Here is a 12,994-nt window from a genome sequence, read left to right on the forward strand (position 1 = left end):
TGCGAAGCGGTCACCTGGGCTCTAGAACAGCCCGCCCATCTCCTTCGCCAGCGCGGCGGGCGTCTCCGCCTGCGGCCCGCCCATCCGTGCCTTCACGTCGGCGAACAGCTCGGGCCCATAGTCGCGCGTGCGGATCGTGATCGGCATCGGGACGGCGTGGCCCAGCAGGAGGGCTTGCTGCTTCGAGTCCAGCGACGCCAGGATCTGGCGCAGGCCGGACGCGCCGGGCGTGCCGACGAGCGCCGCCGCGATGTCTTTTTCGTCGTTGAGCTGGGCGACCAGCTTCGTCCCGATCTGGCTCAGCACCTCCTCGTCGATCCCGCTCGGCCGCTGGTCGACGATGAGAAGGGACACGAAGAACTTCCGCATCTCGCGAGCGATCTTGCCGAACGGCGTCTCCTTGGCGGTCTCGGGCCCCAGAAAGTTGTGCGCCTCCTCTATCGTGATGAGCAACTGCTGTGGCTTGTCAGCCTCGCTCTGCGACGCCTCGTAAGCCTCCATCTTTCGCTCATACCGCTCGCGCAAGCGACGCGTGATCACGTTGGCCACCAGCAGGTAGACGAGCAGCGACTTGTAGCGGCCAAACTGGAGCACGACGGACTTGCCTCGGTCGAGCGACTCGAACAGCTCCTCGACCGCGTCGAGCTTCCCGTGCGACGGCTCGGTGTGGAAAAACGGCAGGCCGTCGAGCCGGTCGAGTTTGCGCTTGAGGGCCGCGAGCGCGCCGGGGTGGGCGCCGACCGTCTCGGCCATCTCCTCGATCGCAGCGGGCTCGGCCTCGAGCAGCGTCGCCAGCCAGCGCTTGCCGTAGGCCTTTTTCAGGCCATACGTGCTCTCGGTCGCCGTCGCGTTTAGGTTGAGCGTCTCCCGCAACGGGAGCACATCGGCCGGCTCGACCTGGTCGGCGTAGAGGTGCATCTCCACGTCCGCCGACTGGTTCCGATTGCGCAGGGCTTGGGGGTCGAGCGTGAACAGCTGGACGCGCGTAGGGAACAGGTCTTTGAGCCCTTTGACGAAGGCGCCCTCGCCGGTGCCGGACTCTTGCCGGACGGCGTACCCGTACTCGCCGTGCATGTCGAAGACGAGCGAGGCGGCGCGGTTCGTCGCGATGGCGCCCGCCAAGATGAGCCGCGTCAGAAAGCTCTTGCCGGTGCCCGTCTTGCCGAAAACGGCGTTCGAGCGCTCCACGAAGCGCGCGAGATCGATGCACACCGGGGAGTCCATGCCGAGCGGCGTGCCGACCCAGAAAAAGCGGTCGCCGCCGTCCGCCGCCTCGCTGCCGAACACGCTGGCGACGTCGTCGTCGGTCGCCTCGCCGACCCCGGAAAAGTGGGCGGGGATCGTCTTGACGGGCATTGTGTCGCCACCGCCGACGCCCTGCTCGACCATGAGCTGCGGCCGGAGCGAGACCGTCGCGTACGTGCTGGAGCCCTGGAGCACGCGGCGGAGCAGGTCCTCATCCGCCCCCGGGGGACGCAGCAGAATGCCCTCGTTCGCCGCGTCGATCCTCAGGTCGGTGATGAGCGAGAAAAAGTCGTACCGCTCGCCCTCGACGACGACGAAGGTCCCGGCCTTGACGGACTCGACGGACCGCACCGGGTCCAGCTTCATCTCGACACCTTTGCCAAGGGAGCCGTGGGTGAGGACGCCGACGCGAGTTCGCTGCATGACCGGGGGGGCTTTCGCGCAAGCTAGCCGCGGACGTCACTCGCCCCGTGTCACAGGAGGTCCCGTCTAGTCGACCGGGGGCTTCAGCAGGCCATCGCCCTGCGTCCCCTTCTTGCCGAACAACGAGTCCAGCACGTCCTGGCGGGTCAGCAGGGCCGTCAAGCCCGTGATCACGAGATCGCCCATCAACCGCTTGGTCGTCCCCATCCGGAACAGGGTTCGTAGCACACCCGAGACCGTCTTGAAGAGGAGGGGGACGATCAGCAAGGCGCCCAAAAACCCGAGCGTTACTTCGAGCAGGGAACGGGTGGTGGGGGAAGAGTTGGCCATCGGGGAGCGGGAGCGGAAGGGAGGAGTGCTACCCGCATCGCCTCTCGGCGTTTCCGACGGCGGAGGAACGCATTGCAGGGATTGAGGGGTATGAGGGCTCACGTCCCGACCCGACCATGGCCACGTCCAAGCCGAACAAATCGAAGAAGCTTCCGAAGTCGCTCCGAAAGGGAAGCCTGCCTAGCTCCGTCGCGGATGTGCTGGCGGCAGGGTTGGGCGCGCTCGAAAAGGCGCAGCAGACCGGCAGCGAGTCGTTCGACGCCCTCGTTTCGATGGGGACGAAGGTGGTCGAGAAAGGCAGCGATGCCGCGCGCGGCGCGTCGAGCCAGGTCGAGAAGGCGGCGTCGGCGGTGACGCACACGGCGAAGGGGGTCGCTGGCGGGGCCGCTCAGACGGTCACCGGCAGCATCGAAGCCGTCGTAGAGACGGCGCTCGGCAAACTCGGGGTGCCTGGCCGCGACGAGGTCTTGGCGCTCCAGGCGCAGGTCGAAGCGCTCGAGGCTCGGATCGCCTCGCTGGCAGCGACGGGATCCTCGGCCGCCTCCGAACGCTCCGTCTATGAGGTGAGCCCTCATGAGCAGGGGTGGTCGGTGACCCGCGTGGGGGCGGGGCGCGCGAGCGCCGTCCATGGGACCAAGAAAGAGGCCGTCCGCGACGCGCGCCAAACCGCCAAGGCGCACGCCCCGAGCACGCTCCGGGTCTTCAAGACAGACGGCGAGGTGTCGGAGTCCGTCGACTACGACGCCGACTGACCCGGCGGTGCGCTGACGCCGAACTCGGTGGCCAGCGCGGCGATCTCGTCGGCAAATGCCTGCGCCAGCAGGCCCGGGTCGGCCACGTAGGCGGCGTCGGTCGTCACGCCCACGCGCAGCGATCCGTCCATGCTGATGACGCTGATGCCCAGGCCGATGTCGCCGGCTTGCGGGACCCAGAACATGATGGTCCGGATCGGGGCGCCCATGATGTGGAGCGTCTCTTGGGGCCCGGGGACGTTCGTCAGCACACCCGTCGCCTTCTGCGCAAACATGTCGACGACCTGGCGGTGGACCCACATCGGGGCCCGGCCGATCGACTGGAGGATCCCGAACACGACCGCCGGCTCCTTCGAACGCTTGACGGCGTCCATCCGCTCTTTAGTGATGCGCAGGCGGCCTGCGGCCGTCGGCTCCCCGACGGGCAGGGCGACGAACACAAGCCCGAACGAGTTGCCCAGCTCGTGGGCGCGCTCCAGCGGGCGGACGTTGAACGGCGCCGCCATGCGGATCGTCACGTTGTCGACGGGCTGTCCGGCCCCGGAGAGGTAACGGCGCAGCGCCCCGGCGGCCGACGACATCACGACGTCATTGATCTTGGCGTCCATCGCCTCACCGATCCCCTTGACCACGTCGAGCGAGATCGGGTCTGTCCACGCGGCCCGCTTGACGATGGAGGCGGCGCCCTTAAAGACGGTGTCCGAGTCCGGCCGCATCGCCAGCAGGTGGCCTAAGCTGGCGGTCACCCCGCCGACCCCCTTGAGACGGCTCCCGAGGTGGGAGGGGTGGAGGAGCAGGTCGGCCGTCTCGGCGCCCGCGCCCTTGAGTGTCCGGGCCACCCGCGTGCCGACGGGCGGCTTGGGCCCACGGGGAGGCCGCACCGACGGCGCGTCATCTGCGAAGTACTCGTCGACGGCATGGATCATCACATGCATCAGCGCGATCCCGTCGCCGATGACGTGGTGGACGCGCACCACCACGGCGCTCCCGACCGTGCCGTCGCCGTGGTCGACGTCGTGGACCAGGTGGAACGTCCACGGGGAGTGGGCGAACGAGAGCGGCTCGCTCATCAGCTCGCTCACCAGCGTCGCCAGCCCCGCCTTGCCGCCCGGCGCGGGGAGGTCGGCCTCGAACACGTGGCGGTCGAGGTCGAAGTCGTCGGGCACCCAGCGCGGCCGCGAGGAGCCCGCCCCGTCGACCCGCATCCGGAACCGGTCGAACCGGACGAGCCGGTCGCCGACGAACGCGCGGAGGTCGGCCAGCGACAGGCGCCCCTCGACCCCGAAGATGCCCGTGATGGTCATCGGGTTCGTTGGGCTCTCCATCCGGAGCCAGGCCGAATCGGGCGGAGTGACGACGAACGGGCGGGGCGTGTCCATGCGAGCGGAGAGAGGGGTGGGCAACCTAGCGTCGATCGAGCCAAGCGAAGTCCTCGGCCTGGACGTGCGCCCTTCGGGTGACGTCCGCCTGCGCTCCGGGGCTAGGCCCCCTCCGCCACCGCCAGCTGCCCACAGGCCGCGTCAATGTCCTGCCCCCGGCTCCGGCGGACCGTGACGCGGACGCGCCGGCGGACCAACTCGCCGATAAAGGCATCGAGTGCCGGCTCGCTCGACGACGAGAAGTCCGTGCCCTCAACGGGGTTGTACATGATCAGGTTGACCTTGCACGGCGCCCAGCTGGCGATCCGGGCGAGGTTGCGCGCGTCGTCGACCGAGTCGTTGACGCCCGAGAACAGGCAGTACTCGTAGGTCACCGGCTTGCCGGTCGCCGCGTAGTAGTGGCGGACGGCCTGGCCGAGGGCCTTGAGGTCCGTTTTCTCACTGCGGTTGACCGGCATGATGGCGCTCCGCTGGCCGTCCGTCGGCGCGTGGAGGCTGATCGCGAGCCCGGCGCCGGGGACGCGGCCCTCCGCCACGTCGTCGGCGAACTGCCGAATGCGGCGGGCGAGCCCGACCGTCGACACGGTGATGCGCTTGGGCGACAGGCCCAGCCCAGACGTCAAGAGCGAGAGCGAGTCGGTGACGGCGGCGTAGTTCTGGAACGGCTCGCCCATGCCCATGAACACGACGTTCGTCACGCCCCGGCCCCAGCGCTCGTGGGCGATCCGGTCGAGCGCGTAGACCTGCTCTGCGATCTGGCCCGGCGTGAGGTTCTCCTGGAAGCCCATCAGGCCGGTCGCGCAGAAGGAGCAGGCCATCGCGCAGCCGACCTGCGACGACACACAGACTGTCAGCCGCTTGGCAGAGCCGTCGTCCTTGAAGTCGGGGATCAGCACGGACTCCACCAAGCGTCCGGAGGGGAGCCGGAAGAGGCACTTGATGGTCTCGTCGGTCGCCTGCTGGCGCTTGACTTCGACGAGCGTCCCGAGCGTTGCCCCCGCTTCCAGTCTGTCTCGGAACGCCACGGGAAGATCCGTCATCGCCGCGAAGGAGTCGGCGCCCTTGGTGTGGATCCACTTAAACAGCTGGCGGCCCCGGAAGCGTGGCTCGCCCATCTCGACCGCCAGCGCCTCCAGTGCGGCGACGTCGAGGGAGCGGAGATCGGGGCGGGTGGCGTCCATAGGGAAAGAAACGGCGCAAGCAGGGGGCTGCGCGTCGTCGCCTGGGGAAACGGCCGCGAAGCGGCGGCGCGGCGCACGTGAAGCGTGGTAGGCTTGCGGCGTGATCTCCGCCGCCTGCATGCGCTCGCTCCTCGCCGTTCTCGCCCTGCTCCCGCTCGCTGTCGGCGCCCAGACCGTGGACACGGTTCCGGTGATGTTCATCCCCGGCGGCGCCGGGGCCGAGGGCTGCTACTCCCAATGGTCGACGCGCTCTGCCGTCCGCGCCTACAGCGCCCCGACGCGCGCCAGCGAGGTGCTGCGCACGGTCGATGGGCAACGGCGGATTGACGCGAATGACTACTCGGAGTCGCTCACCGCCGTGCTTCAAACGGGCCTGCTCCGAGCCCTGCGGATCACCGAAGCCGAGGGGACCCCGCTCAACGGGTCGGAGGACTACCGAGAGTTGAGGCTGGGCGCTGGCGACTCCATCGAGATTCTGGCGGAGGGCCCGGAGGAGTCGGTGTACTTCCTCTGGGAGGGCGTGGCCTACGCGGGCTCCGTCCCGGGCTTCTACGGGGGCAACCGCTACGAGGTCATTCGTCGCCCGGTCACTGAGTTGTGGGTGCGGCTGGTCGACTACGGGGAGGGCCGTCCGGCGTCGTGGGTCAACACCGCGCAGGCGGGGATGGCGGCCCGGGAGGCGTTCTGCGAGTAGCTCTGGCGTCTCATCAGAGAACCCAGAGGAGCGCGGCGTAGCGGGCCACGCGGAGCCCGGCCACCAGGGGCACGAAGACGGCCAGCCTGACGCGCCCGACCCCGGCCGCCAGCGTCAGCGGGTCGCCGATGATGGGGAGCCACGAGAGCAAGAGGGCGGGCGTCCCGTACCGCTCGGTCCACCGAACGGCTGCCCGGCCGGCTCGCGACGCCCCCAGCCGTGGCTCGACGCGGTCGCGCGCTAGACGACCGACAGCATAGTTCAGCAGACAGCCGGCCGTGTTGCCGACGCTCGCCCACAGCAGGGCGACGGGCCCTGCCAGCCCGGCGGCGACCGCGGCCACAAACGCCGCTTCGGACGACACGGGCACGAGCGTGGCCCCGACGAACGCGGCGGCGCACAGACCTACGGGCCCCCACGCCTGAACCCACTCAGCGAGTTCGGGCCCCATTACCCGCACCTCGTCACGGCCACGGCCGAGACGAGCGCGAGCACAGCCACCAGCCCAGTCACGACGGCGGATGTGCCGAGCCCGAGGGACGTGCCCGAGATGGTCGGGGGGAGGCCTTCGAGCCCGTAGCGCAGCAGGCCCACGCCGTACGTCGCCGGGTTCAGCCGCATCGCGAGCGCAACGGCCCCGCTTGCCCCGGCCTCGGGGAAAAAGGCGCCCGACAGCAGCCACACCGGGATCAGGACGACGTTCATCAGCGCGTGGTACGCCCGCGTCGACGACAGCTTCCAGGCCATCACGAACCCGAACGCGCAGAACGTGAGCGCCAGCAGGACGCCCGCCCCCAACGCGACGAGCGCGCCCACGAGCCCCGGCACAAGCCCCACGACCGGCGCGAGCGCGGCGACGAGCGCGGCCTGCCCAACCGCGAGCGTCGTCCCGCCAAGGACGACCCCGAGTACGAGCGAGGCGCGCGGCTGTGGGGCCACGAGCACGGCCTGCAGCACGCCAGACTGACGGTCCTCGACGACCGACAGCGTCGAGTAGATCGCGGTGAACAAGACGGTCAACGCCACCATCCCGGGGAGCAGGTAGCTCAGGTAGTCGGCGTCCGACCCGGGGATGGTGACGGAGTCGGCGAACCCGAAGCCGAAGACGACCCAGAACAGGATGGGCTGCAGGAGGACGCCGACGACGCGGGCGCGGTCGCGGGCGAAGACGCGGATCTCGCGACGCCACAGGGCGAGGACGGCGGCCATCATCGGTCCTCGGGGGCCGTGCCGACGGCGTCGGCGAAGACGTCCGCGAGCGTGGGCGCGCGGAGGGCGACGCTCGTCACGTCGGGGCGCTCATAGAGCGCCGCGGCCTTCTCGCGCCGGGCGTCGGGGACGAGGACGCGGTCGCCGACGACTCGGGCGAATGTGCCGTTATTGCATAGGTCGTGCGCCAGCCTCGCCGCGTCGTCCGACTCGAGCCACAAGGTGTCGGCGCCCAGCGAGGCGGTCAACGCGGCGGGTGACCCCTCGGTCGCGACTTGCCCTGCATCCACGATCACGACGCGGTCACAGCGCTCGGCCTCATCCATCGTGTGCGTCGCGATCAGTTGCGCACCGTCCTTGCGTCGGCGGTCGAGGGCGGTCCAGAACGCTTCGCGAGCGATGGGGTCGAGGCCCGTCGTCGGCTCGTCGAGCAGGGCGAGGGCGGGGCGCGCCAGCAGGCCCCGGGCCAGGTCGAGCCGCCGCGTCAGCCCGCCGGACAACGTACCGATGCGGTCGCCCGCACGGTCCGCCAGCCCGGCCTCTGCGAGCGCGTCGGTGATCCGAGCAGGGGTCTCCGCTCGCGGAATCCGCGACAGCGCGGCCTGGAGCGCGAGCGCCTCGCGAGCCGTCAGGTTCGCGTCGAGCGCTGGCGACTGAAAGACGACCCCGACCTGCTCGCGGACGGCGTGGGACTCGGTCGCCACGTCGTGCCCTCCAACGGAGACGGCGCCGCTGTCCGGGACCAGTCGGGTCGCGGCGATCCGGAGGAGCGTCGTCTTCCCGCTCCCGTTGCGCCCGAGCAAGGCCACCCGCTCGCCCTTGGCGACCGTCAGCGTGAGCCTGTCGAGCGCCAGCACATCGCCAAAAGCGTGGCGGACCTCGCGGGCCTCGAGGGCGGTCACGACCGCAACAGGAAGTCGAGGACGACCAGCACGAAAAACGCCGGTACGTAGGCGATCGACGCCAGCAGCAGGCGCCTCGCGCGGGCGTCGGTGGGCTCCGAGAAAAACGAGAAGGCGGGGATCGTGAACGCGGTCCCGACAGCGGCCATCCCGACCATAAAGAGCAACCCGGCCTGTCCCACGGCCGCCGGGAGCACGCCGGCCACCAAGAGCGCGAGCGTCGCCACCAAAACGATCGTCGCGAGCGTCCGCTCGCCGCCCTCGCCAGGCAGCATCCGGAAACCGCCGCGTCTGTAGTCGGCGCGGAACATCCAGGCGAGCGCGTAGAAATGAGGCAGCTGCCAGAGGTACAAGATGGCGAACAGCGACCACCCGGTCGCGTCGAGCACGCCGGAGGCGGCGGCCGCGCCGCCGAGGGCGGGCAGCGCGCCCGGCACGGCCCCAATCAAGGTGTTGTGCACCGTGACGCGCTTGAGCGGCGTGTACACGGCGACGTAGAGGACGACGGTCGACAGCGCTAGCCCTGTCGTCAGCAGGTTCGTCGTGAGTGCCAGCACGGCGGCGCCGACGGCCACGCTGAGGAGGGCGAAGGTGATCGCGCCCCAGAGCGGCATCCGGCCCGAGGGGAGCGGCCGGTTGGCGGTCCGCGCCATCAGCGCGTCGTGGCGACGCTCGACGACGTGGTTCAGGGCGGCCGCGCCGCCACCCGTAAGCCCAGTCCCGATCATCAGCCCGACGAGCGCGAGCCACTCGATGGGCCCCTGCACCGCCAGCAGGTAGCCTGCCGCCGCCATCACCACCACGAAGGCCGTGATGCCGGGCTTCGTGAGCTCCTTGAAGTCTGCGATCAGGGGGAAGGCGACGGACGGCGCGACGGCCGCCACGTGCGCCTGGGCGGTCCTCATGAGGGCCGGGGGCGGGGGGAGTCAATCAACGCGTGCGCGGCGTCGGGTTTCGTCAATTAACGGGAAGGACGGTCGCCGGGTCGGTGCGTCGGTGCGTCAGCGAGTCGGGCCCTCGGAACGCGTGGCCTCCGGGCGAGTCTTCGCATGCCCGCGGCCACGACCCGAGCACGCCCGTCGCACGTTGGCGACGTTCGAACCGCCCCACTGACCCACCGCCCGCCGACTCTATGCCCCTCATCGCTTCTGTCTCCGGCATCCGTGGTGTCTTCGGCGACGGCCTCGACCCCGCCGCGCTTGTTCGCTACGCCTCCGCCTACGGCGCCTGGCTCCGCTCGCGTGCCGATGGCGCGCCGCTCGTCGTCGTCGGCCGTGACGGTCGCGTCACCGGCGACGTGTGCGCGCGGATCGTCACGGCGACGTTGCAGTCGGCGGGCTGCGACGTGATCGACGGCGGGCTGGCGACGACGCCGAGCGTGGCGATGGGCGTGCTCAAGCACGACGCCGACGGCGCGGTCATCCTGTCGGCCAGCCACAACCCGGCCGAGTGGAACGCGCTCAAGCTGCTCGACGGCAACGGCGAGTTCTTGGGCCCCGAGGAGGGCGCCGAGGTGCTGGCCCTGGCCGACGGCGAGCCGCAGACGGTGGGCTACGAAGCCCTCGGGAGCTACCGCACGGACGATCTGCTGCCGTACCACATCGAGAAGATCCTGGCGCTTCCGTACATCGACGCCGTCACGATTGCGGAGCAGGGCTTTTCGGTCGTCGTCGACGGCATCAACTCCGTGGGGGCCTTCGCCATCCCGGCGATGTTGGAGGCGCTCGGGGTCACCGATGTCGAGGTGCTGAACGCGGAGGTCACCGGCCTCTTCGCGCACGACCCCGAGCCGCGCCCGGACCACTTGGGTGAGATCACGGCGCGCGTCGCCGAGATCGACGCCGACCTCGGCGTCGTTGTCGACCCCGACGCCGACCGGCTGGCGTTTGTCGAGGATGGCGGACGGTTTTTCGGGGAGGAGCTGACCCAGGTCGTCGCCGCCGACTTTTTGCTCGGCAAGAAGGCCGGCCCCGTCGGCACCAACCTGTCGTCCAGCCGCGCCATCGACGACATCGCCGCGAAGCATGGCCAGACCGTCGCGCGGTCGCCTGTCGGCGAGATCCATGTCGTCCGCGCGATGCAACAAGCCGGGGCCGTGATCGGCGGCGAGGGCAACGGGGGGGTGATCCTGCCCGACCTCCACTACGGCCGGGACGCGCTCGTGGGCGTGGCCATCGTGCTCCAGCACCTCGCCGAAACCGGCTTGTCGCTGAGCCAGATCCGCGCCAGCTACCCGGCCTACCACATCGCCAAGCATAAGGTGCCCCTCGGCGACCTCGACGCCGACGCCTTGCTGGCGTCACTCGCCGAGCGCTACGCCAGCGCCAAGGTCTCGACGGCCGACGGCGTAAAGGTGGATCTCGACGAGGGCTGGGCGCACGTACGGAAGTCCAACACCGAGCCGATCCTGCGCGTGTACACCGAGGCGGGGTCGCCCGAAGCGGCCGACGCGCTGGCTCAGCGGTTCAAGGAGGAGTTACTGGCGGGCTAGAGACGACCCCCGCCGGCGATCAGCCCCCGATGCGCTCCGTCTCCGTCGCCCCGGCCGTCCCGTCGGGATGCCAGGTCCGTTCGGTGATGGTACCCGTCTGGTCATGGTTCAAAATCAGCGCCGTGGAGACGCGCGTGCCGTAGCCATCCGTGACGATGCGGACCGGCGCGAGCACGCGCTCCAGGTCCAGCCCGACGCCGGTGTCGGGGAGGTCTGCGTCGGGCGCGCCCTCGCGGTCGTCGAGCCACGCCAGCAGGTCGTCGGGGGCGAGGGTGCCCGCCCGAATGGCGTCGCGCAGGCGTCGGCGGGAGCGGACCACTTTCGGCCAGGGCGTGTCGAGACGGTCGTTGGAGAGCCCGTAGACGCCGGGCCCAAGCTCCAGCACGTCGTCGTGTCGCGTCGAGACCACGAACACCCCTTCTCGATCTCCAACCACGACGTTGAACCCGTCGAACGCATCGCGCTGCCCGCGGACGGCGTCGGCGTAGCCGGCGGCAGAGTCGTCACTCCGGAGGTAGTCGGAGACGAGCGCGCCGCGAGACTGCACCGCCATGCGGGGGTGGAGTGGGTCTCGGACGTTCGTCAGGGCCGCCCACCGGCCGGTCTCCGACACACCGAGCCACGTTCCGCCCGCCATCAGGTCGCGGCCGGCAAGGACGCCCGGCGCATCGGGCCACGGCCCGAGCGGGGACGCCGGGCGCGCATACGCCTCGTCCCGGTTGGCCATCAGCACCAGTCGGTGTGCGGGGTGGGCGTCGAGTGCGAAGGCGATGAGACACATTACGCGAGCACCGGATGGCCGGAAGGTTCGGGCGTGGCGACGATGCGAGCGGCCCAGACGACCATCGCGATCCAGATGAGATCGGTGCCGAGCAGGTGCAGGATCTGGAGCCAGATCGGGGCTTGCAGCGCCACGTTGAGCGCGCCCATCGCCATCTGGGCCAGGAACGCGCCGACGAGTACGAATCCGTGTGAGGTGATGCTCTCGCCGAGGGGCCGGGCCATCCATACCGCCAGCGCCACAAACGCCAGCGTGACGAACGCCATCGTGGGATGGAAAACGCGCGCCAGCAGGAGCGTCGCGACGACGGGGTTGGTCTCCGGGTCCAGCCCACCGCCGAGCACGAGGGTGTCGCCGAGCGCAGTGACGGCGCCGCCTGCGCCCAGGATCAGCGTCGCCCCGAGGGCGACGAGCACGGCGCTCGCGGGGCGCGTCGCGAGCGATCGGGGGCCCGGCTGGCCCTCGGCGTACCATGCGGTGAGCGTCAGCGCGCCGAGCAGCAGGAACGTGTTCGTCAAGTGCGCGGCCATCCAGACCGCCCGGCCGATGGAGACGTTGTAGGCGACCTGCTCGAACAGCACGATCCCGGCGCCGATGGCGCCCTCGGTGATCATGAAGAAGAGCGCCAGCAGCGACGCCCGCCGCGCGGGATGGCCGCGCTCGGTCCCCCGAAACACGACGACTGCGAGCCCGATCGCGGCGATCCCCGCCAGCCCACTCGTGATCCGGTGGCCGAACTCGATGACCGTGTTGAGCGCGGGCGCCGTCGGGACCACCTCGCCATTGCACAACGGCCAGTGGTCGCCGCAGCCTGCGCCAGCACCGCTGGCGCGGACGACGGCGCCCCAGAGAACGACGAGAACGGTGTAGCCAAGCACGCCCCAGGCGGCGCGGGCAACGGTCTGGCGGGATACAGTCAGCACAAGACTTGGGTGATGTACACGCGGTCGTCGGTCCCGACGGCGACGCCGATGCCCTGAGCGCGGGCGACGGGGTCGAGCAGGTTGCGGCGATGGGATGGTGAGTCGAGCCAGCCGTCGACGGTCCGGTCCGCCAACTCGGCGCGATCGAACCAATCGTACGTCCGGGTGACGCGGCCACCGGCGGTGCGCTCCGAGTACCTGCGGTACCGCGAGGTCAGGAACAGGTTTTCGGCAACCCCGACGCGCGTCCGGCCGGGCAGCGGGATTTCGCAGACGATTTCGCCCGCTCGCGCCCGGTCCTGCGGCGTCTGTCCGTCTGGCGAGACGTGATCGAAATAGCCCCGTCGCCCCATGTCACGGCTGTGCCTCCGGGCGATCGATGCGAGGTCCGCGCGCCACGCCAGTGGGTCCACGCCCTGCCGCCGCCGAGCGTCGTTGGCCGCCTCGGCGATGCGTTGGTCGAGGCCGTCGAGATCGGGGGCTCTGCCAGTCCGCTGAGGCGCCTCCACAGCAACCGGGGCCTCGATCGGCGCCAGACAACCGGCCAGGAGCAGGAACACGAACCACCGCATGGCTCCCCAACGGCGCCTCCGCAGCCGGGTTGCCCAATCCATGCGCCGACGGCCACGATCCACGTCCTGCACACAAAAAAGGGCGGCTCCCCTGAAAGGGAGCCGCCCAACC

14 protein-coding genes are annotated in these 12,994 nt (G+C 70.3%); 3 read left to right on the forward strand and 11 right to left on the reverse strand.

Features of this window, described 5'->3' with window-relative positions:
• Window positions 1-21: 21 nt before the first annotated feature.
• Window positions 22-1,668 carry an ATP-binding protein gene (locus tag ACLII4_RS11770; RefSeq protein WP_412067594.1) on the reverse strand — a complete coding sequence of 549 codons (1,647 nt, stop codon included), beginning with the start codon at window positions 1,666-1,668 and terminating at the stop codon, window positions 22-24.
• A 66-nt stretch (window positions 1,669-1,734) separates the two neighbouring features.
• Window positions 1,735-1,998 carry a hypothetical protein gene (locus ACLII4_RS11775; protein ID WP_412067595.1) on the reverse strand — a complete coding sequence of 88 codons (264 nt, stop codon included), beginning with the start codon at window positions 1,996-1,998 and terminating at the stop codon, window positions 1,735-1,737.
• A 116-nt stretch (window positions 1,999-2,114) separates the two neighbouring features.
• Between ACLII4_RS11775 and ACLII4_RS11780 the strand changes: the two genes are divergently transcribed.
• Window positions 2,115-2,750, forward strand: coding sequence for a phasin family protein (locus tag ACLII4_RS11780; protein WP_412067596.1), 636 nt, complete (start codon window positions 2,115-2,117; stop codon window positions 2,748-2,750).
• Here the strand turns inward: ACLII4_RS11780 and ACLII4_RS11785 are convergent.
• Together ACLII4_RS11785 and rlmN are read right to left on the reverse strand one after the other, a co-directional pair.
• Complete coding sequence (locus ACLII4_RS11785) at window positions 2,735-4,129, reverse strand: wax ester/triacylglycerol synthase family O-acyltransferase (RefSeq protein ID WP_412067597.1); 1,395 nt, start codon at window positions 4,127-4,129, stop codon at window positions 2,735-2,737. The genes ACLII4_RS11780 and ACLII4_RS11785 overlap by 16 nt on opposite strands.
• A gap of 101 nt (window positions 4,130-4,230) precedes the next feature.
• Window positions 4,231-5,310, reverse strand: a complete 1,080-nt coding sequence (rlmN, locus tag ACLII4_RS11790) for a 23S rRNA (adenine(2503)-C(2))-methyltransferase RlmN (protein WP_412067598.1) — start codon at window positions 5,308-5,310, stop codon at window positions 4,231-4,233.
• Window positions 5,311-5,428: 118 nt separating this feature from the next.
• Here rlmN and ACLII4_RS11795 point away from each other — a divergent pair, with 118 nt between their 5' ends.
• Window positions 5,429-6,004 carry a hypothetical protein gene (locus ACLII4_RS11795; RefSeq protein WP_412067599.1) on the forward strand — a complete coding sequence of 192 codons (576 nt, stop codon included), beginning with the start codon at window positions 5,429-5,431 and terminating at the stop codon, window positions 6,002-6,004.
• 13 nt (window positions 6,005-6,017) lie between these two features.
• Here ACLII4_RS11795 and ACLII4_RS11800 read toward each other — a convergent pair whose 3' ends face one another.
• The 4 genes from ACLII4_RS11800 to cyoE are packed head-to-tail and all read right to left on the reverse strand — an operon-like array spanning window position 6,018 to window position 9,020.
• Window positions 6,018-6,455 (reverse strand): YqaA family protein, encoded by a 438-nt coding sequence (locus tag ACLII4_RS11800; protein WP_412067600.1) that lies wholly within the window; start codon window positions 6,453-6,455, stop codon window positions 6,018-6,020.
• Window positions 6,455-7,216, reverse strand: a complete 762-nt coding sequence (locus tag ACLII4_RS11805) for an ABC transporter permease (RefSeq protein ID WP_412067601.1) — start codon at window positions 7,214-7,216, stop codon at window positions 6,455-6,457. Before ACLII4_RS11805 ends, ACLII4_RS11800 begins: the two co-directional genes overlap by 1 nt.
• Window positions 7,213-8,115 (reverse strand): ABC transporter ATP-binding protein, encoded by a 903-nt coding sequence (locus ACLII4_RS11810; RefSeq protein WP_412067602.1) that lies wholly within the window; start codon window positions 8,113-8,115, stop codon window positions 7,213-7,215. The genes ACLII4_RS11805 and ACLII4_RS11810 overlap by 4 nt, the downstream gene beginning before the upstream one ends.
• Window positions 8,112-9,020, reverse strand: a complete 909-nt coding sequence (gene cyoE, locus ACLII4_RS11815) for a heme o synthase (RefSeq protein WP_412067603.1) — start codon at window positions 9,018-9,020, stop codon at window positions 8,112-8,114. Before cyoE ends, ACLII4_RS11810 begins: the two co-directional genes overlap by 4 nt.
• Window positions 9,021-9,247: 227 nt before the next feature.
• Between cyoE and glmM the strand changes: the two genes are divergently transcribed.
• Entirely contained in the window at window positions 9,248-10,606 is a 1,359-nt protein-coding gene (gene glmM, locus ACLII4_RS11820; protein WP_412067604.1) for a phosphoglucosamine mutase, read from the forward strand.
• Window positions 10,607-10,625: 19 nt separating this feature from the next.
• On the opposite strand, the gene ACLII4_RS11825 is transcribed toward glmM, so the two are convergent.
• The 3 genes from ACLII4_RS11825 to ACLII4_RS11835 are packed head-to-tail and all read right to left on the reverse strand — an operon-like array spanning window position 10,626 to window position 12,882.
• Window positions 10,626-11,387, reverse strand: coding sequence for an NRDE family protein (locus ACLII4_RS11825; RefSeq protein ID WP_412067605.1), 762 nt, complete (start codon window positions 11,385-11,387; stop codon window positions 10,626-10,628).
• Complete coding sequence (locus tag ACLII4_RS11830) at window positions 11,387-12,310, reverse strand: COX15/CtaA family protein (RefSeq protein WP_412067606.1); 924 nt, start codon at window positions 12,308-12,310, stop codon at window positions 11,387-11,389. Before ACLII4_RS11830 ends, ACLII4_RS11825 begins: the two co-directional genes overlap by 1 nt.
• The gene (locus ACLII4_RS11835; RefSeq protein WP_412067607.1) at window positions 12,304-12,882 is read right to left on the reverse strand and encodes a CAP domain-containing protein; all 579 of its coding nucleotides are present in this window, start codon (window positions 12,880-12,882) and stop codon (window positions 12,304-12,306) included. The genes ACLII4_RS11830 and ACLII4_RS11835 overlap by 7 nt, the downstream gene beginning before the upstream one ends.
• Window positions 12,883-12,994 lie beyond the last annotated feature (112 nt).

The organism is Rubrivirga aquatilis, from assembly GCF_046845665.1.
GTDB lineage: Bacteria > Bacteroidota > Rhodothermia > Rhodothermales > Rubricoccaceae > Rubrivirga.